This is a genomic window from Ovoidimarina sediminis (genome assembly GCF_032586175.1).
Lineage (GTDB): Bacteria > Pseudomonadota > Alphaproteobacteria > Rhodobacterales > Rhodobacteraceae > Ovoidimarina > Ovoidimarina sediminis.
On the sequence record NZ_JAWHTE010000007.1, the window covers coordinates 110,195 to 127,721 of the forward strand.

Sequence of the window (17,527 nt, forward strand, 5' to 3'; positions counted from 1 at the left end):
TATCGAGTGGCAGTCCTGGCGGGCCGGGTGTTCCGGTCCATCAATTCGAATACGGCGCCGAAACGTGCGCCGACTGCAACTTGGGAGTTTTTCATGAAAGATATCGACCTCACCGAAATTTCGGCCGACGATTGGGATGAGCTGAACGATCCGCGCCCCGCCGAATCCGATTTCGATCGCGTGGTTGAAGAGGCGATTTCGCGCCGGGGCTTCCTGGGTGGTGTGCTGGCCTTCGGATCTGGCGCTGCGACGATGGGCGTGGGCACGCTGATGTCCTCGGTATCGGCCGAGGCCATGGGGCACAGCCGCTTCGCCTTCAAGCCGATCGGGATTGCGACCGACAGCACCGTGCATGTCCCTGAGGGCTACAGTTGGTCGGTCGTGGCCAAGTGGGGCCAGCCCATGACATCCGATGCCGAACCGTTTGACCCGGTGAAAGGGCACAGCGCCGCCAACGCCTCTAAGGTCTTTGGCGAGAACACAGACGGCATGTGGCTCTTCAACATCGACGGCAGCGAGGTGATCGCTGTCAACAATGAATACGCCAACCGCCGGACGAACCTGCCCTACGAGGGAGACGCGGCGGGCACACCGCAGAGCCTCGACGACGTGCGCCTTTTCCAGGGTATCCAGGGTGTGACGATCGTGGAGGTCGCGCCCGATGACAGCGGCCAGTACCAGATCGTCGTCGATTCACCCTACAACCGCCGGATCGACCACAACACGCCGATGGAAATCACCGGCCCCGCGGCCGGCCACGACATGATGAAGACGGCGGCCGACCCCGACGGCAAGATGTCCCTTGGTACGATGAACAACTGTGGCTCGGGCCCGACGCCCTGGGGCACGTATCTGACCTGCGAAGAGAACTTCAACGGCTACTTCGGCTCGACCGACGAGAACTTCGAGCGGACCGATGGCATGAAGCGCTATGGTGTCGGGCTCGACGGCTGGGGCTATGACTATCACAAGTGGGACGAACGCTTCGACATCTCGAAGAACCCGAACGAACCCAACCGGGCTGGCTGGGTCGTCGAGATCGATCCCTCCGATCCGAACTCGACACCGAAGAAGCGCACCGGCCTCGGCCGCATCAAGCACGAGAACGCGGCGGTCGCCATCGCGCCGTCCGGGCACGTGGTCGTCTACATGGGCGACGACGAGCGGGGCGAGCACCTTTACAAGTATGTCTCGAACGGCACCTATGCGCCGGGCAAGGATACCGAGAACCTGTTGAACGACGGCACGCTTTATGCCGCCAAGTTCAACTGGGACGGGACTGGTGAGTGGCTGGCGCTGACGCCGGAATCGACGGGCATGGAAGCCACCGAGATCCTGGTCCACACCCGTGTGGCCGCCACTTCGGTCGGGGCCACGACGATGGATCGCCCCGAATGGGTTCAGGTGAACCCGATTGCCGCGGAGGGCTATTGCTGCCTGACGAACAACTCGCGGAGGGGTGCGACCAACGACGACGGGTCGATCCGCACCAACCCCGGCGGTGTTCCGATGACGGCGAACGGGCCCAACCCGCGTGACCTGAACAACTTCGGCCAGGTCGTGCGCTGGTATCCGGCGAATGATGATCACGCGACCGATGCGTTCCGCTGGGATCTTTACGTCATGGCGGGCAACCCGGTTGTGGGTGAAGGCGCCTACAAGGGCTCGCCCAACGTCAACGAGGGCAACATGTTCAACTCGCCCGACGGGCTCATGTTCGACAGCGCAGGGCTTGTCTGGATCCAGACCGACGGCGACGACTCCAACGAAGAGGAGTTCGCCGGTCAGGGCAACAACCAGATGCTCGCGGGCGACCCGGTATCGGGCGAGATTCACCGCTTCCTGACGGGTCCGAACGGATGCGAGGTGACCGGCCTCTGCTGGTCCACCGACCGCAAGACGATGTTCGTCGGCATCCAGCATCCGGGCGGGTCGTTCCCGGATGGCGAGGGGCTGCCGCGCTCGTCCATCGTCGCGGTCTGGCGGGACGACGGCGGCCTCGTGGGCTGATCCGCGGTATCACCGAAGAAAAGATGAAGGCCCCGGCACACCGCCGGGGCCTTCCCCGTTTCAAGGTCTTTGTGCCTCCGCGGATGGTGCGAACCGCAGGCTGGTGGCATTAAGAACAGGTTGCCATTGAGTAGAGGCCGCGGCTCGTAGATAGATCGGGCGGTCCAGTCTTTGCCAAACCCATGCGCCAGCCCAAGATACTCACCACCCTCAGAACCTATGATGCCAGCCAGTTCGGCGCCGATCTGGTCGCGGGGGTTACCGTGGCAATGGTGGCGCTGCCGTTGAGCCTCGCCATCGCCATCGCCTCCGGCGTCGATCCGGCCACAGGGCTGACGACGGCGATCGTGGCGGGCTTCCTGATATCGGCGCTTGGCGGCAGCCGCGTTCAGATCGGCGGGCCAACCGGGGCTTTCATCGTGGTGGTCTTCGGAGTGATCGCCGAGCATGGCTATGACGGCCTTGTTCTGGCGACCTTCATGGCAGGGTTGATCCTGCTTGTTGCCGGCTATTTCCGGGCCGGCCGCCTGATTGCCTTTGTGCCCGAGGCCGTGGTCAACGGCTTCACGATCGGGATTGCGATCATTATCGCCACCAGCCAGATCAAGGATTTTCTCGGTTTGTCGATCGAAGACCTGCCCGCGGATTTCCTGGGAAAGATGCCGGTGCTCTGGGCAGAGCGGGGGGCCGTGAACGTCCCGGCCCTCGGCATTGCGCTCTTGTCGCTCTGTCTCATTGTCGCCTTCCGCCGCGCGGCGCCGCGTCTTCCGGGCCTGATCGTGGCGGTGGCGCTGGCCTCGTTGCTCGTCGCTGCCTTCGCCCTCAATGTGGATACGATCCATTCCCGGTTCGGTGACTTGCCGTCCACGCTGCCAGTCCCGGCCCTGCCGGAAATAACGTGGCCTCAGATTGTCGAGCTCTTTCCTTCCGCGCTGGTGATCGCCTTCCTGGCAGGTGTCGAATCCCTTCTGTCCGCAATGGTGGCGGATCGCATGATCGGCGGACAGCATCGGCCGAATGCCGAATTGACGGCCCAGGGCGTCGCCAATGTCGCCTCCTCCCTCTTCGGCGGGTTGCCGGCCACCGGCGCAATCGCACGCACCGCCACGAACATCCGTGCCGGTGGCAAGACACCGGTGGCCGGGATCGTTCATGCGCTCACCATCCTTCTGGTAATGTTCCTGGCCGCTCCGCTGGCCGGCTATCTTGCCATGCCCGCGCTTGCGGCACTGCTGATCGTGACGGCGTGGAATATGAGCGAGCCGCACAAGTGGCGGGATTACGCGCGCTCTCGCCCCGCCGACATCGCGCTGTTGCTTCTGACCCTCGTGCTGACGGTACTGGTCGACCTGACCGTGGCCATCGGTGTGGGTGTTGCCGTTGGCCTTGCCATCCGGTTGAGCCGCCGGGCAACTGTCGAAAGCGACTGGACACCACCGGATCGGTGACGTGCGGGGCAAACGCCGCGCTCGGTTCGCCGGTTCAGCCGTTCGAATGCGGCACCGGTCCAAAAGAAAGACGCCGCCCCGAAGGACGGCGTCGATCCCTTCCGAAAGAGTGCGGGATTACTCCGCAGTCTCTTCCTTCTTCATCTCTTCGCCCGTCTCCTGGTCCACGACCTTCATCGACAGGCGCACCTTGCCGCGGTCGTCGAAGCCCAGAAGCTTGACCCAGACTTCCTGGCCTTCCTTCAGTACGTCCGAAGGATGGTTCAGGCGTCGGTTCTCGATCTGGCTGACATGGACGAGGCCGTCGCGCTTGCCGAAGAAGTTCACGAAGGCGCCGAAGTCCACGATCTTGACGACCGTGCCCTTGTAGATTTTGCCTTCCTCCGGCTCGGCCACGATCGAGTAGATCATGTCATAGGCCTTCTTGATCGCTTCTCCGTTCGGCGAGGCGATCTTGACGACACCGTCGTCGTTGATGTCGACCTTGGCGCCCGAGACTTCCACGATCTCGCGGATCACCTTGCCGCCCGAGCCGATCACTTCGCGGATCTTGTCGGTGGGCACGGTCATCGTCTCGATGCGCGGCGCGTGGACGCTGAACTCGGCGGTCTCGGAGAGCGCCTTGTTCATCTCGCCCAGGATGTGCATCCGGCCTTCCTTGGCCTGTGCGAGGGCCTTTTCCATGATCTCCGGCGTGATCCCGGCAACCTTGATGTCCATCTGAAGCGAGGTGATGCCCTTCTCGGTACCCGCGACCTTGAAGTCCATGTCTCCCAGATGATCCTCGTCGCCGAGAATATCGGTCAGGATGGCGTAAGAGCCGTCATCCTCGAGGACGAGGCCCATGGCCACACCGGCCACCGCCGATTTAAGTGGCACACCCGCATCCATCATCGACAGCGACCCGCCGCAGACCGACGCCATGGACGAGGAGCCGTTCGACTCGGTGATCTCGGAAACCACGCGGATCGTGTAGGGGAAATCCGTCGCCGCCGGCAGAACCGCCTGAAGCGCACGCCAGGCAAGCTTGCCGTGGCCGATCTCGCGCCGGCCCGGAGGACCGAAGCGGCCAACCTCGCCGACCGAGTAGGGCGGGAAGTTGTAGTGCAGAAGGAAGTTCGACTTGTAGGTGCCTTCCAGCGCGTCGATCATCTGTTCGTCGTCGCCGGTGCCAAGCGTGGTGACCACGAGGCCTTGCGTCTCACCCCGGGTGAAAAGCGCCGAGCCGTGCGTCCGGGGCAGAAGCCCGGTTTCAGCAACGATGGGGCGCACCTCGTCGGTGCGGCGGCCGTCGATCCGGCGGCCGTTCTTCACGACATCACCGCGCAGGATCTTCGATTCGAGCTTCTTCAGCGCGGAGCCGAGGTTCTCGTTTTCACGTTCCTCTTCGGTCAGCTGGTCGATCACGTTCTGGCGGGCGGCGGATACCGCGGCCACGCGCTCCTGCTTGTCGAGGATTGCATAGGCTTCGCGCATTTGCGCCTCGCCAAGTTCCGACACGCGGGCGGACAGATCCGAATAATCCGCGGGCTGGAAGTCGAAGGGTTCGTTCGCGGCCTCTTCGGCAAGGTCGATGATCATGTCGATCACCGGCTGGATCTGCTCATGCGCGAAGGTCACCGCGCCCAGCATCTCGGCCTCGGTCAGCTCATAGGCTTCCGATTCCACCATCATCACGGCGTCTTTGGTACCCGCAACCACGAGGTCGAGTCGCTGATCGGGGTTCTCCCGAAGCTTGTGCATGTCCTCGACTTCGGGGTTCAGCACGTATTCGCCGTCTTCGAAGCCCACGCGGCAGCCCGCGATCGGGCCCATGAACGGGGCGCCGGAGAGCGTCAGCGCGGCAGAGGCCGCGATCATCGCGACGATATCGGGATCATTGACGAGGTCGTGGGACAGAACCGTGCAGATGACCAGCACTTCATTCTTGAATCCCGGGACGAACAGCGGCCGGATCGGCCGGTCGATCAGGCGGGAGGTCAGCGTTTCCTTCTCGGTCGGCCGCGCCTCGCGCTTGAAGAAGCCGCCGGGGATCTTGCCCGCGGCATAGTATTTCTCGTTGTAGTGCACCGTAAGCGGGAAGAAATCCTGCCCCGGTTTCTGCTCCTTGGCGAAGGTCACGTTCGCCATGACGGAGGTTTCACCGTAAGTCGCGATGACGGATCCGTCCGCCTGGCGCGCGATCTTGCCGGTTTCCAGGGTCAGAGTCTCCTCCCCCCACTGGATGGATTTTTTCACTTCTTTGAACATGTAGCGTATCCTGTATGGGCCAGTCTCGGCGGTCCGAGTGCCCGATTGATTGGCGGCCCCATTGCCGCCGGCCCCTATCCTCTTGCACGCGCCGGGGCCTCATGCGCTGCGTCTCAGATTTCGGGGGCTTACAGGAGATTGCCGCGTTTGGAAAGCTTGAAGACGCCAATGCCTTCCCCGGACGCATAAACGGATCGTTAATCAACATTCCCTACCGCTTGGGACGTAACTGCATCTGGGCGGAGGTTTGGACAATGCGCAAGGTTTGGGCGCTTGCATTTCTGTTGATACTGTTGCTGCCGGGCTGTGGCGAGATCGCGACGCGGGGCGACGGCTCGCGCATTCTCGCGATGGGTGACTCACTCCTTGCCTGGCACGGGACGACGGGTCATTCGATCTCCGATCGGCTCGAAACCTACCTGGGCGAACCCGTGACGGATCGCTCGGTCGTTGGTGCGCGCATGATCTACAACCTGCCGATCACCGGCGCGATGGGGATGAGCATTCCGCGCCAGTACCGGCCGGGAGCCTGGGACTGGGTGGTCCTGAACGGCGGCGGCAACGACCTTTGGATGGGCTGCGGGTGCCGGGCCTGCGCCGACAGGATGGAGCGGATCATTTCCGAGAACGGGCAGGCCGGTGAAATCCCGCATCTCGTGCGGCGGATCCGCGATGCCGGATCGCGGGTGATCTTCGTCGGCTATCTCAGAAGCCCGGGTTTCGGGTCGCCGATCGAGCATTGCCGCAACGAGGGTGCGATCTTCGACAAGCGCCTTGCCCGCATGGCGGCGGCGGATCCGGGGATAGTCTTCCTGTCGCTGTCCGATCTGGTTCCGAGCGGGGACAAATCGTTCCACGCGTTCGACAGGATCCATCCGTCGCGAAAGGGAAGTGCGGCGATTGCGGAGCGGATCGCCAGGGTGATCCGGGCCGCCAACTGACCGCGGCGGCACTCCGCCGGCGCGGGCAATGAAAAGGGCCGCAGCCTTTGGCGGCTGCGGCCCTTCCCGAATTCCGGGGTGATCCCCTCTTAGCGGCGGATGCCGAGGCGCTTGATCAGATCCTGATAGCGGGCCTCGTCGCGGGCCTTGGTGTAGTCCAGAAGCTTCCGGCGCTGGGCCACGAGCTTCAGCAGGCCGCGGCGCGAGTGGTTGTCTTTCTTGTGGGTCTTGAAGTGCTCGGTCAGCGTGGCGATCCGGCTGGTCAGGATCGCGACCTGCACTTCCGGCGAACCGGTGTCGCCGTCTTTGGTGCCAAACTCCTTGATGAGTTTGATCTTTTCTTCAGCAGTAATCGACATCGGGGTCTCCTTTACTTGCGTCTTCGGTGTGGTCATGGCGCAGGCCGGGATGTCGTCCAGCACAGGCCCATGGAGCGCGCGTGTCGCGCAGATGCGGGCGTATAAGGCCAACGGTTGCAGTTTGCAAAGGGATTCTCGCAGCGCCTCCGCGCTTACTGACCATCCCCTTTCGGCGCAATGCTGCCATCGGGGTTCGCCTCCCCCTCGACCGGCGGCGGCTCGCCCCGGTTCGCCGCCAATTCCGCCTCGATCTGGCGCGCGAAGTCCTGTGCCCATTCGCCAACAATCGGGATGAAGTTGATCTGCGCCAGCACGAAGGCCAGAACCGAAACCAGAACGGAAGCCCCGATCACCGTCCCAAGCCCCAGCGCCAGGCCACGCAGCAGCATGAAGGTGAGCATCCGCCGCGTCGAATTCTGCACCTTGATGAACCGGTGATCGTTCAGCCGCTTCACTTCGGCCCTGAGGCCGCGGATCTCGTCGCGAAGCGCCGCGAAATCGCTGTCGGTTTCCTGTTCCATGACAAGAAGATTAGCGCGTTTCCGCGAAACGGAAAATTCCGTGCCTCAAGCCTCGTCCCATGGCACCGGCTGGGTCGCGTAACCGATGTACAGCGGATGCTTCGGATGCCCGTCTTTCGTGAGCCCGAGGTGATAAAGCTGCCGGCCCGTACCGCGCATCAGCCGCTCCACGGCGGCCCCGCGCTCCAGATGCGCTCCATGGGTGCCCCAGGCACAAACGATCCGGTCCGCCCAGCCGCAGGCCTCCGTGATCGCCGCGTCGTTGCCGGGCCCTACCGGATCGTTGGCCTTGCGCATCTTCCCGGGATCGGTCTCGCGCCACGCGAATATGTTGCAGACCCGGAACGCCCCGTATCCCAGCGCCCGAGCGCGCCGCTCGCATCGCTCGACCGTCGGGTCATTCTGAACCTCCGTCGCGGTCGAGGGATTCAGCATCACGAACACGATCTTCCCCGTCCCGGGCGCCCATGTCCGCGTCAGCGTGTAGCGATAGCGCTCGCAGGGCGAATAGACGGCGACAGAGGCCGCATCACCCTTCTGAAACCGCCGTTCGATCACGCGACGAACACGCGGCTCGGATGCAGCATCCCTGCGCGGTAGATCCCGACGGCCACCGCCTGCCCGCCATGCGAGGCCCAGGCCTCGTCGCCATAACCCGCAGTCGTATGGGTGATCTCACCCGGGTTGCCGTGGCGCAAACGCTCGGCGGCCAGTGCTGTACAGCGCGCTTCGGGAAGAACCTCCAACGCCACCTCGAGCGGCAGAAGCAACGTGTCGATCTCCTCGGTTCCCGCGAGGCCGGTGATCCCCTCAAGCGTCACAGCGCCCTCGGCAGCGAACGGCCCCGACGCCGTCCGCCGAAGTTCCGTCACATGGCCGAGACAGCCGAGCGCCAGGCCCAGATCCCGCGCGATGCTGCGTACGTATCCGCCCTTGCCGCAGACCATCCGCAGTCGCAGGTGATCGGCATCCGGCCGGTCCACGATATCAAGCTCGGCCACATGCAACGGCCGCGCGGCCAGTTCCACCGCATCTCCGGCGCGCGCCTTTGCATAGGCCCGCTCGCCATCCACCTTCACCGCCGAAAAGGCGGGCGGCACCTGCATGATATCCCCCCGAAATGCCCCGAGCGCGGTTTCGATCGCGGCATCGTCGGGCCGCAGATCCGAGGTTTCGATCACCTCGCCATCGGCGTCGTCGGTATTCGTCGCGATCCCCAGCCGTACGGTGAACTCATAGGTCTTAAGCGCATCGACGATATAGGGCACGGTCTTCGTCGCCTCGCCCAGCGCAATCGCCAGAACCCCGGTCGCGGCCGGGTCGAGCGTTCCGGCATGGCCGGCCTTCTTCGCCTGAAACGCATGGCGCACCTTGCCCACCACCGTGTTCGACGTCAGCCCCACGGGCTTGTCGATCACGATCCAGCCGGAGATGTCGCGTCCCTTCTTCCGTCGTGCCATGGGCCTCACCGCTTGTTCGGTCGCCGGGGCTATAGCGGCACGGCGCAGAGGTCAATCGGAACGCCCGCTATTGCGCAGGCGAAACCGCCCCGACAATGGGGCCGAGCGGAAAGCCGATATCCCTTCGCCCAAGCGCGGGGGCATAAAGGCGCGATACCTTTCCGTCGATATAAAGCGCGTTGGGCGTGCCCATCGCATCGCGGAACAGGCGTGCGAAGCGGTGAAAATTCACCGGCGCGTCCGAGATTACGAAAACCGCCGTCCCGTCCGGCCGCACGCCCACACCGTTGCGGATATTGCGCGAAGTGCCGTCGGCCAGAAACCTCGGATGCAGCGCCCCGTCGATCACCAGCATCGGCCCCGATTGCGTCGCGAACCGGCAGTCGGGACGTTCCTTTGCAAAGCGCAGCGTCTCGATCACCCGCACGTCCGACGCCGTGACGCAGAACACCCCGTTCGGCAACAGCCCGAAATTTCCCGGCCCATCACGCGTGACGAGCGGCACATGTTCGGTGCCATCCTCGATGTAAAGCCCGACGGGCGCGCGATCCTCATGATACATCGCGCCGTTCATTGCGAAGAGAAGCGTTTCACCCGAGGATTGAAGCGCCGAGCGCAAGCGCTCGAACGTCCCGAAGATCAGGCCATCGGGCGCGGTGTGCCAGACCCGCAGCGTGCCGTCCGCCGGGGTCACCTCGCAATAGCTGAAGGGAACATCTTCGAACGTGCCCGCGCCGCAACTCGTACCACCGGCGGCAGCCCCGCCGCCCGAGAGCGCGGAGCAGAGTGCGGCCCATGCCGCCAGCATTCTAAGCGCCGTCGACATCCCGCCGCACCGTGGCGTCCGACAGAAGCCGCCGGGTCTCGTCCATCCGGTCGAAGGTTTCGTCGAGGATGAATTTCAGATCCGGCGCATATTTCAGGTCGAGCCCTTTGACGACCATCCGCCTCAGCTCCGACTTGTTGCGTGCCAGCGCCTTGACCGCGTCTTCGGCCCCGCGCCCGCCAAGGGGCAGGACATAGGCCGTCGCCGACCGCAGATCGGGAGAGACACGCACTTCGCTTACGGTGATCGACATACCCGCGAGATCGGCGTCATGCACGTCGCCGCGCGCCAGAACGTCACTCAGCCGCCGCCGTATCAGTTCGCCCACGCGAAGCTGACGCTGTGACGGGCCCGAGCCGTGAGAGAAACGTGATTTCGCCATTGCGATCATCTATGCCAGCACACGCCATCCCGCAAGAAGGCTGTGCTCAGGGCTTCATGAAGGCCCGGCGCGCCTCGACGGCCATGTTGTATCGCAATTCAAGCTCCGCGATCAGCGCCTGCGCCAGTCTGCGTTCGGCCTCGGGCGCCGTGGCGTCGTAACTGCGCCGGGCGGCCAGAAGCGCTTCCTTCAGCTTGAATTCCTCCGGCGCCGCGCCGCCTTCGGCCATGATCCGCGTGGCCACGCGGGTCGCCATGTCGGTGAATGCCTCGCCGGAGCGGTCCGGCAACGGCTTGCCCTCGCCCGACGGGCCGGAAAGCTGCCCTTCGGCAATAGCCTTCTGGATCTGGCGTTCGATCTGGCTGCGCAGCCCGCGCGACATGGCCGGTCTCTTCATCGGGGTGCATAAAAGTCTGCGGCAAGACGCCGGAACACGCGACCAAAGCCAGGCACCCTCACCGTTTGCCTCCGCGCTCCGCCCCGGATAGAGGGTGTTGCGTCATGTCGAGGGGAAAAGGGCCATGAGCGACACAGCAGGGATCGTGGTGACCGGCGCATCGGGGCGCATGGGCCAGATGCTGATCCGCACGATCGCCGAAAGCGACCGCACCCATCTTGCCGGCGCGGTCGAGCGGGCGGGCCATGACTGGATCGGTCAGGATATCGGCACCGCGATGGGCGGTGCGCCCACGGGGGTCATCGTAACCGACGATCCGCTGGAACCCTTCGCCGAGGCGCAGGCCGTGCTCGATTTCACGTCGCCCGCGGCCAGCGTCGGCTATGCGGGCCTCGCGGCACAGACCCGGGCGGTGCACGTGATCGGCACCACGGGGTTCACCGATGACGATATCGCGAAACTGAAACCCGCCGCCCGGCACGCGGTGATCATTCGCGCGGGCAACATGAGCCTCGGGGTCAACCTCCTTGTCCAGCTCACCCGCCGGGTTGCGAAAGCGCTAGATGCCGATTTCGACATCGAGGTTGTCGAGGCGCACCACCGCCACAAGGTTGACGCGCCTTCCGGCACGGCGCTCATGCTGGGCGAGGCCGCGGCGGAAGGCCGGGGCATCGATCTCACCTCCCACGCCGAGCGCGGACGCGACGGCATCACCGGCGCCCGGGCGCCTGGCGCCATCGGCTTCTCCGCCATCCGTGGCGGCGACGTGGTGGGAGAGCACGACGTGATCTTCGCGGGGCAGGGCGAGCGTATCGTCCTCCGCCACCTTGCCACTGACCGCGCGATCTTCGCGCGCGGCGCGCTCAAGGCGGCGCTCTGGGGCCTCGACAAGAAACCGGGCGAATACGACATGATCGATGTGCTGGGTCTCAGGGATACCCCGCGCGACGGTTGATCCAGACCGCGGCGCGCTACGTATAAACTCCGGTTAAACACGATCAACCGGGAGCCGGATCATGGTGCGCAGTCTCATCCTCGCCACGGGGCTCAGCCTCATGACGCCCGTGTCCACGAATGCCGGTGTCTGGGCGCTCGTGCCCGATGACGCGCCGTTTCAGCGGGTCGAGTCGCTCGATACCTTCCTGCAGATCATCAACGCGGGCAATCTGCGCCGCTTCGGCATCACGCTCGAGGTGCTGGATAACGGCCGGATCGAGGGCAGCGCCTTCGGCCGCAAGGTCACCGGGGCCTGGGAATGGCGCGACGGCTATTTCTGCCGCGAACTTTTCTGGGGCCGGACAGAGCTTGGCGCCAACTGCCAGGAAGTGAAGATCACAGGCAACACCGTGCGCTTTACCTCCGATCGCGGAGAAGGCGATTTCGCCGATCTGAAAGTGCGCTGACGGGCCCGCCGTCCTCAGAAATCGACCGCGATGCCCTTGCGCTCCCAGTCGCCGTAGCGCACGGGCTCGGGCCCCTCGCGCCCGCCCAGTTCCTTGGGCAGGGGGGCCGCATTCTCCGCCTTCCGCCGTGCATCTGCCTCTTCCAGCGCGCGCACCGCTTCTGGCGGCAGGTCCTTGCGTCTGTCGTCTTCGCGCATCGTGTGGGCTCCTTGCTGAGCAGGTCCCGATGATATACGCCGCCCCGGTCCGTTAACAACACCGGAGCCGGCGCGCGATGGCGCAGGATGCACTTGCCGCGCGGCGCGCGGCCTGGCGAATGATTTCCGCTGCGATGGCGGATGGCCGGCTTTTCAGCGAAACGGCGCCCAAATTACTCGAACCGCTAGCGCCGCCCGACAGGGCCCGCGCCCAGCGGCTGGCAACAGAAACCCTGCGCTGGGCGGGCCGGGCCGACCGGGTGCTCGGCCCCTATCTTCGTCAGAAACCCGAACCGGCGCTCCATGGCCTCCTCAGGCTTGGTGTCTGGGAAATCTGTACCGATGGCGCGGCGCCTTACGGTGTCGTGGATGCCCTCGTCACGATCCTGAAGGAAACCGGCGTGCCGAAGGGCCAGACGGGCTTCGTCAACGCAGTCCTGCGCAGGGTTGGAAAGGGCAGGGTGGTCTGGGAGGATCTTCCCATACCGGAACTCCCCCGCTGGCTGCGAAACCCGCTTTTGGCCGATTACGGCAAGGCCGTCATCGCGGGGATCGAGCGCGCCCATGCTGCGGGCGCGCCGCTCGACATAACCCCCGCGCGCGCTGCCCCGGCGGATCTGGCCGAACGGCTTGGGGCCACGCCGCTTCCGACCGGCGGCCTGCGCCTTACCGATCCCGGGCAGGTGAGCCGCCTGCCGGGTTATGCGGATGGCCACTGGTGGATCCAGGATGCCGCAGCCAGCCTCCCCGCCCGCTGCCTCGCCCCGGCCGAGGGCGCGCGCGTGCTCGACCTTTGCGCAGCACCCGGCGGCAAGACGATGCAACTCGCCGATGCCGGCGCCGCCGTCACCGCCCTCGATATTTCGGAATCGCGCATGACGCGGCTTCGGGAAAACCTCGCCCGCACAGGGCTTTCCGCCAACCTTGTCGTGGCGGACGCCTTCGACTGGGCACCCGACGCTCCCTTCGATGCGATCCTCCTCGACGCGCCCTGTACAGCAACGGGCACGATACGCCGGCACCCCGACCTGCCGCATGCCAAGGACAGTGCGGATTTCGCGGCCCTGTTCGAGCTTCAGGCCCGCCTGATCGACCGTGCCTTCGGCTGGCTCCGCCCCGGCGGCCGGATGGTCTACTGCACCTGCTCGCTTCTCTTCGACGAAGGGGAAGAGCAGATCACCGATGCCCTGGCCCGCCACCCGGGCCTCGCCGTCGATGCGGATGCCACCCGGATCGAAGGGGTCGATGCCGGCTGGCACACGCCCGAAGGCGGCCTGCGCCTCCGGCCCGACTACTGGCCAGACCGTGGCGGGATGGATGGTTTCTACATCGCGGTTCTGCAGAAGCCCGCCTAACTCGCACCTCAAACGATGACAGCCCGGTCTTGACCCGGTAACATCACCCGAGCGAAACACCGTGGCCGGGAGAACCGGCGCGAAGAGGCAGGACAAACCGTCGTGGCTGACGAACAGGGGTGGCGCGCGCGGGCTGCGCGAGGATGGAACCGCACCCATGCGGTGATGGCCGGTCGCGGCCATCGCGCGACCGCGTTCAAAAGCCAGCCGGAACCCCGCTCGATCGGAAGCTTCGCGCGCGGCCGTCAGCTTGCGGCAGGCAATTTCCTCTTCGCCGGCTACCTCGTCGAGGCCCCCGGCACCTCGATCCTTGACATCCCGATGCCCGACAAGGCCTTCGAAATGGAGGTGCACGGCTTCGAATGGCTGGATCACCTCGCGGCAGCGGGCGACATGGCCTCCCGTGTCTGCGCGCAGGACTGGACGCATGACTGGGCGCGCCGTTTCGGCAAGGGCAAGGGCCCGGGCTGGCAGCCCGACCTGACAGGCCGCCGCCTCGTGCGCTGGATCAATCACGCGGTCATGCTTCTGAACGGGCAGGATCGCGAGACCAGTGAAATCTTCTTCCGCGTCCTGTCGCACCAGACGAATTACCTCGCGCGGCGCTGGAAGGCGGCCGAACCCGGCCAGCCCCGGTTCGAGGCGCTGGGCGGCCTCCTTCACGCGGCACTCTCGCTCGATGGGATGGAGCGGCACATCAAGCCCGCTCTCCGCGCCCTTTCCCGCGAATGCACCCAGCGGATCGATGATGAAGGCGGTCTGCCCTCGCGAAACCCCGAAGAGCTTCTTTCGGTCCTCATCCTGCTCACCGGCCTCGTCGAGGCCCTGCAGGAAGCCGCCATCGACACGCCCGAAGAAATCCAGCGTGCGATCCGCGAAATCGCGCCCACCCTGCGCATCCTGCGCCATGCCGATGGCGGGCTCGCCCGGTTTCACGGCGGCGGGCGCGGGCTCGATGGGCGGCTCGACCAGGCACTCGCGCTGTCCGGCGTGCGCCACATGCGCCACAAGGGCCTCGGCATGGGCTTCGCCCGCCTCAGCCAGGGCCGCACCACGCTGATCGCCGATGCCGCGCGCCCGCCTTCGGGCGAGGCCTCGCTGAACGGCCATGCTTCGACGCTTGCGTTCGAGCTCACCTCCGGCCGCCGCCCGCTGATCGTGAACTGCGGGGCAGGGGAGACGTTCGGCTCCACATGGCGCCGCGCGGGCCGCGCCACACCCTCCCATTCGACCCTCTCGATCGAGGGCTACAGCTCGTCGCGCCTCGGCGGGCAGGGCATCGTCGCGGGCCGGCGGACAGAACTTCTGCTCGACACACCCAAGGACGTCACCTGTTCCCGCCCCAGCACCGATCGCAGCGCGGCCCTGGTGATGAGCCATGACGGCTACCTCCGCACCCACGGCCTTATCCATCACCGCCGCCTGGAACTCGCCGCTGACGGGCGCAGCCTCATCGGCGACGATTCCCTGTCTGCCCTCACCCAGGATGCCGAACGCCTCTTCGATATTGCCTTCGATCGTTCCGGAATGCGCGGCGTGCCATTCGCCATCAGGTTCCACCTGCATCCCGATGTCGCCGCGGAACTCGACATGGGCGGCACCGCCGTTTCCATGGCGCTCAAATCCGGCGAGATCTGGATATTCCGGCATGACGGCACGGCACAGCTTTCTCTGGCGCCCTCGGTCTACCTGGAACGCGGCCGCCTCAACCCGCGCGCGACCAAGCAGATCGTTCTTTCGGCGGCGGCGATGGATTACGGCACACGGATCGGCTGGACGCTGGCCAAAGCTCAGGATACCCCCTCGCACGTGCGCGATCTCGAGGTCGAAGACGATCTTGCCGCGTCCGACCGCTGACCACTAACGGGAATTCCATGACCGACCTTCTGCCGCTGCGCCGCGCCCTGATCTCCGTGTCCGACAAGACGGGGCTCGAGCCCTTCGCAAAGGCGCTCGCCAAACGCGGCGTCGAACTCGTCTCAACCGGCGGCACGGCGCAGGCGTTGCGCGAGGCGGGGCTCGAGGTGCGCGACGTAAGCGACCTGACGGGCTTTCCCGAAATGATGGACGGGCGGGTGAAGACGCTGCACCCGAAGGTCCACGGCGGCCTCTTGGCGTTGCGCGACAACATCGACCACCAGGTCGCGATGGACACCCATGGGATCCTCGGGATCGATCTTCTGGTGGTCAATCTCTATCCCTTTGAAGCCACCGTCGCCCGCGGCTCTGACGCCGCCACGATCATCGAAAACATCGATATCGGCGGGCCCGCCATGCTGCGTGCGGCAGCCAAGAACCACGCCTACGTCACCGTCGTGACGGATGTGGAGGATTACGAGGCGCTTCTGGCCGAGCTCGACGCGCATGAGGGCAAAACCTCCTTCGCATTCCGCCAGAAACAGGCGCTCACCGCCTATGCCCGGACCGGCGCCTATGACGCGGCGGTTTCGGCCTGGATGGCCGCGCATCTCGAGGATCCGGCCCCGCGCCGCCGTGCCTTCGCGGGCACACTTGCCCAGACGCTCCGCTACGGCGAAAATCCGCATCAATCCGCGGCGTTCTACACAGATGGCAGCGCACGGCCAGGCGTCGCAACCGCCCGCCAGCACCAGGGCAAGGAACTCAGCTACAACAACATCAACGATACTGACGCGGCGTTCGAGCTTGTGTCGGAGTTTCCGCCCGCCGAGGGCCCGGCCTGCGCGATCATCAAGCACGCCAACCCCTGCGGTGTGGCCCGAGGTGCGACGCTTGCCGAAGCCTATGTCAAGGCCTATGACTGCGACCGGATCTCGGCCTTTGGCGGGATCGTGGCCCTCAACCAGCCGCTCGATGCCGAAACCGCCCGTCTCATCACAGAGATCTTCACCGAGGTTGTGATCGCTCCCGAAGCCGACGAGGACGCCCGTGCCATCTTCGCGGAAAAGAAGAACCTTCGCCTGCTGACGACCGGCGCGCTGGCGGATACCGCCGCGCCGGGCCTCGCGATCCGCCAGGTCTCGGGCGGTTTCCTCGTGCAGGATCGCGACAACGGGCTGGTGTCGCCCGCCGATCTCAAGGTCGTCACCAAGCGCAACCCGACAGAAGCGGAGCTTGCCGACCTGCGCTTCGCCTGGACGGTTGCGAAACACGTGAAGTCGAACGCCATCGTCTATGCAAAGGACGGGGCCACCGTCGGCGTCGGCGCGGGCCAGATGAGTCGCGTGGATTCCACCCGCATCGCCGCCCGCAAGGCGGCGGACATGGCCGAAAGTCTCGGCATGGCAGAGGTTCCCACGAAGGGATCGGCTGCCGCTTCCGATGCCTTCTTTCCCTTCCCCGACGGCATTCAGACACTCGCCGAGGCCGGGGCAACGGCTGTGATCCAGCCCGGCGGGTCGATGCGTGACGACAAGGTGATCGAAGCTGCCGATGCGCTGGGCCTCGCCATGGTCTTCACCGGTCAGCGGCATTTCCGGCATTGAGCCGCCACGCCCATATCGCCCTCTGGGTCGGGTTGGCGATCTTCGTCTCCGATCAGCTTTCGAAATGGCTGGTCGTCCACGTGATGGATCTCAGGACGGTGGGTGCGATTGACGTGCTGCCCCCCTACGTGAACTTCCGCATGGCCTGGAACCAGGGCATCAACTTCGGGCTGTTTTCCAATCCCGGCGAATGGATGCGCTGGACGCTCGTGGCCCTTTCGATCCTCATTTCCGGCTGGGTGATCTGGTGGGTTCGGCGCGAGGGCGGCGGGATCCTGACGATGATTTCGGCAGGCCTGCTCGTGGGCGGCGCGCTCGGCAATGTCATCGACAGGGTGATCTACGGTGCGGTGGCCGACTTTCTGAACATGTCCTGCTGCGGCTTCGAGAACCCCTATTCCTTCAACGTCGCGGATATTTCGATCTTCGCGGGTGCAATCGGTCTCATTCTGTTTTCCGGTAACCCCCGTGACGCGGGCGAAAAAGAGGATTAGGAAGTACATGCCGGGTAGTC

18 protein-coding genes are annotated in these 17,527 nt (G+C 65.2%); 9 read left to right on the plus strand and 9 right to left on the minus strand.

Annotated features, from left to right (window positions below; genetic code table 11):
* The first annotated feature begins 93 nt into the window (after window positions 1-93).
* Together RXV90_RS10495 and RXV90_RS10500 are read left to right on the plus strand one after the other, a co-directional pair.
* The gene (locus tag RXV90_RS10495; protein ID WP_316648601.1) at window positions 94-2,010 is read left to right on the plus strand and encodes a PhoX family protein; all 1,917 of its coding nucleotides are present in this window, start codon (window positions 94-96) and stop codon (window positions 2,008-2,010) included.
* A 182-nt stretch (window positions 2,011-2,192) separates the two neighbouring features.
* The gene (locus tag RXV90_RS10500) at window positions 2,193-3,458 is read left to right on the plus strand and encodes a SulP family inorganic anion transporter (RefSeq protein ID WP_316648602.1); all 1,266 of its coding nucleotides are present in this window, start codon (window positions 2,193-2,195) and stop codon (window positions 3,456-3,458) included.
* A 117-nt stretch (window positions 3,459-3,575) separates the two neighbouring features.
* Here the strand turns inward: RXV90_RS10500 and pnp are convergent, their stop codons facing one another.
* Window positions 3,576-5,708 carry a polyribonucleotide nucleotidyltransferase gene (pnp, locus tag RXV90_RS10505; RefSeq protein WP_316648603.1) on the minus strand — a complete coding sequence of 711 codons (2,133 nt, stop codon included), beginning with the start codon at window positions 5,706-5,708 and terminating at the stop codon, window positions 3,576-3,578.
* Window positions 5,709-5,962: 254 nt separating this feature from the next.
* On the opposite strand from pnp, the gene RXV90_RS10510 reads away from it, so the two are divergent.
* Window positions 5,963-6,649, plus strand: coding sequence for an SGNH/GDSL hydrolase family protein (locus tag RXV90_RS10510; protein ID WP_316648604.1), 687 nt, complete (start codon window positions 5,963-5,965; stop codon window positions 6,647-6,649).
* A gap of 89 nt (window positions 6,650-6,738) precedes the next feature.
* Here the strand turns inward: RXV90_RS10510 and rpsO are convergent, their stop codons facing one another.
* From rpsO to RXV90_RS10545, 7 genes are all read right to left on the minus strand, one after another.
* Window positions 6,739-7,008 (minus strand): 30S ribosomal protein S15, encoded by a 270-nt coding sequence (gene rpsO / locus RXV90_RS10515; protein ID WP_316648686.1) that lies wholly within the window; start codon window positions 7,006-7,008, stop codon window positions 6,739-6,741.
* A gap of 152 nt (window positions 7,009-7,160) precedes the next feature.
* Complete coding sequence (locus RXV90_RS10520; RefSeq protein WP_316648605.1) at window positions 7,161-7,529, minus strand: DUF5665 domain-containing protein; 369 nt, start codon at window positions 7,527-7,529, stop codon at window positions 7,161-7,163.
* Between the two features lie 45 nt (window positions 7,530-7,574).
* Window positions 7,575-8,087, minus strand: a complete 513-nt coding sequence (locus tag RXV90_RS10525; RefSeq protein ID WP_316648606.1) for a DUF1643 domain-containing protein — start codon at window positions 8,085-8,087, stop codon at window positions 7,575-7,577.
* Entirely contained in the window at window positions 8,084-8,989 is a 906-nt protein-coding gene (gene truB, locus RXV90_RS10530; RefSeq protein WP_316648607.1) for a tRNA pseudouridine(55) synthase TruB, read from the minus strand. Before truB ends, RXV90_RS10525 begins: the two co-directional genes overlap by 4 nt.
* 67 nt (window positions 8,990-9,056) lie before the next feature.
* On the minus strand, window positions 9,057-9,815 hold the full coding sequence (locus tag RXV90_RS10535; protein ID WP_316648608.1) for a phosphodiester glycosidase family protein: 759 nt from the start codon (window positions 9,813-9,815) through the stop codon (window positions 9,057-9,059).
* On the minus strand, window positions 9,799-10,197 hold the full coding sequence (rbfA, locus tag RXV90_RS10540; RefSeq protein ID WP_316648609.1) for a 30S ribosome-binding factor RbfA: 399 nt from the start codon (window positions 10,195-10,197) through the stop codon (window positions 9,799-9,801). The genes RXV90_RS10535 and rbfA overlap by 17 nt, the downstream gene beginning before the upstream one ends.
* Before the next feature lie 46 nt (window positions 10,198-10,243).
* Complete coding sequence (locus RXV90_RS10545; RefSeq protein WP_316648610.1) at window positions 10,244-10,579, minus strand: DnaJ family domain-containing protein; 336 nt, start codon at window positions 10,577-10,579, stop codon at window positions 10,244-10,246.
* Between the two features lie 139 nt (window positions 10,580-10,718).
* Here RXV90_RS10545 and dapB point away from each other — a divergent pair, with 139 nt between their 5' ends.
* On the plus strand, window positions 10,719-11,549 hold the full coding sequence (gene dapB, locus RXV90_RS10550; protein WP_316648611.1) for a 4-hydroxy-tetrahydrodipicolinate reductase: 831 nt from the start codon (window positions 10,719-10,721) through the stop codon (window positions 11,547-11,549).
* Between the two features lie 61 nt (window positions 11,550-11,610).
* Window positions 11,611-11,997 carry a dihydrodipicolinate reductase gene (locus RXV90_RS10555; protein ID WP_316648612.1) on the plus strand — a complete coding sequence of 129 codons (387 nt, stop codon included), beginning with the start codon at window positions 11,611-11,613 and terminating at the stop codon, window positions 11,995-11,997.
* A gap of 14 nt (window positions 11,998-12,011) precedes the next feature.
* Here RXV90_RS10555 and RXV90_RS10560 read toward each other — a convergent pair whose 3' ends face one another.
* Window positions 12,012-12,194: a DUF1674 domain-containing protein gene (locus RXV90_RS10560; RefSeq protein WP_316648613.1), complete on the minus strand. Its 183-nt coding sequence runs from the start codon at window positions 12,192-12,194 to the stop codon at window positions 12,012-12,014.
* Between the two features lie 77 nt (window positions 12,195-12,271).
* Here RXV90_RS10560 and RXV90_RS10565 point away from each other — a divergent pair, with 77 nt between their 5' ends.
* The 4 genes from RXV90_RS10565 to lspA all read left to right on the plus strand — a co-directional run bounded on the left by RXV90_RS10565 (window position 12,272) and on the right by lspA (window position 17,507).
* The gene (locus RXV90_RS10565; RefSeq protein ID WP_316648614.1) at window positions 12,272-13,549 is read left to right on the plus strand and encodes an RsmB/NOP family class I SAM-dependent RNA methyltransferase; all 1,278 of its coding nucleotides are present in this window, start codon (window positions 12,272-12,274) and stop codon (window positions 13,547-13,549) included.
* A 102-nt stretch (window positions 13,550-13,651) separates the two neighbouring features.
* Window positions 13,652-15,406: a heparinase II/III family protein gene (locus RXV90_RS10570; RefSeq protein ID WP_410482357.1), complete on the plus strand. Its 1,755-nt coding sequence runs from the start codon at window positions 13,652-13,654 to the stop codon at window positions 15,404-15,406.
* A 17-nt stretch (window positions 15,407-15,423) separates the two neighbouring features.
* Window positions 15,424-17,013 (plus strand): bifunctional phosphoribosylaminoimidazolecarboxamide formyltransferase/IMP cyclohydrolase, encoded by a 1,590-nt coding sequence (purH, locus tag RXV90_RS10575; RefSeq protein ID WP_316648615.1) that lies wholly within the window; start codon window positions 15,424-15,426, stop codon window positions 17,011-17,013.
* The gene (lspA, locus tag RXV90_RS10580; protein WP_316648616.1) at window positions 17,010-17,507 is read left to right on the plus strand and encodes a signal peptidase II; all 498 of its coding nucleotides are present in this window, start codon (window positions 17,010-17,012) and stop codon (window positions 17,505-17,507) included. The genes purH and lspA overlap by 4 nt, the downstream gene beginning before the upstream one ends.
* The last annotated feature ends 20 nt before the right edge of the window (window positions 17,508-17,527 follow it).

Coding starts and splice junctions, on each gene's coding strand:
- purH (WP_316648615.1), top strand. CDS start 15,424: ATGACCGACCTTCTGCCGCTGCGCCGCGCCCTGATCTCCGTGTCCGAC.
- RXV90_RS10495 (WP_316648601.1), top strand. CDS start 94: ATGAAAGATATCGACCTCACCGAAATTTCGGCCGACGATTGGGATGAG.
- dapB (WP_316648611.1), top strand. CDS start 10,719: ATGAGCGACACAGCAGGGATCGTGGTGACCGGCGCATCGGGGCGCATG.
- RXV90_RS10555 (WP_316648612.1), top strand. CDS start 11,611: ATGGTGCGCAGTCTCATCCTCGCCACGGGGCTCAGCCTCATGACGCCC.
- RXV90_RS10520 (WP_316648605.1), bottom strand. CDS start 7,529: ATGGAACAGGAAACCGACAGCGATTTCGCGGCGCTTCGCGACGAGATC.
- RXV90_RS10565 (WP_316648614.1), top strand. CDS start 12,272: ATGGCGCAGGATGCACTTGCCGCGCGGCGCGCGGCCTGGCGAATGATT.
- pnp (WP_316648603.1), bottom strand. CDS start 5,708: ATGTTCAAAGAAGTGAAAAAATCCATCCAGTGGGGGGAGGAGACTCTG.
- rbfA (WP_316648609.1), bottom strand. CDS start 10,197: ATGGCGAAATCACGTTTCTCTCACGGCTCGGGCCCGTCACAGCGTCAG.
- RXV90_RS10500 (WP_316648602.1), top strand. CDS start 2,193: ATGCGCCAGCCCAAGATACTCACCACCCTCAGAACCTATGATGCCAGC.
- rpsO (WP_316648686.1), bottom strand. CDS start 7,008: ATGTCGATTACTGCTGAAGAAAAGATCAAACTCATCAAGGAGTTTGGC.
- RXV90_RS10545 (WP_316648610.1), bottom strand. CDS start 10,579: ATGTCGCGCGGGCTGCGCAGCCAGATCGAACGCCAGATCCAGAAGGCT.
- truB (WP_316648607.1), bottom strand. CDS start 8,989: ATGGCACGACGGAAGAAGGGACGCGACATCTCCGGCTGGATCGTGATC.
- RXV90_RS10535 (WP_316648608.1), bottom strand. CDS start 9,815: ATGTCGACGGCGCTTAGAATGCTGGCGGCATGGGCCGCACTCTGCTCC.
- RXV90_RS10560 (WP_316648613.1), bottom strand. CDS start 12,194: ATGCGCGAAGACGACAGACGCAAGGACCTGCCGCCAGAAGCGGTGCGC.
- RXV90_RS10510 (WP_316648604.1), top strand. CDS start 5,963: ATGCGCAAGGTTTGGGCGCTTGCATTTCTGTTGATACTGTTGCTGCCG.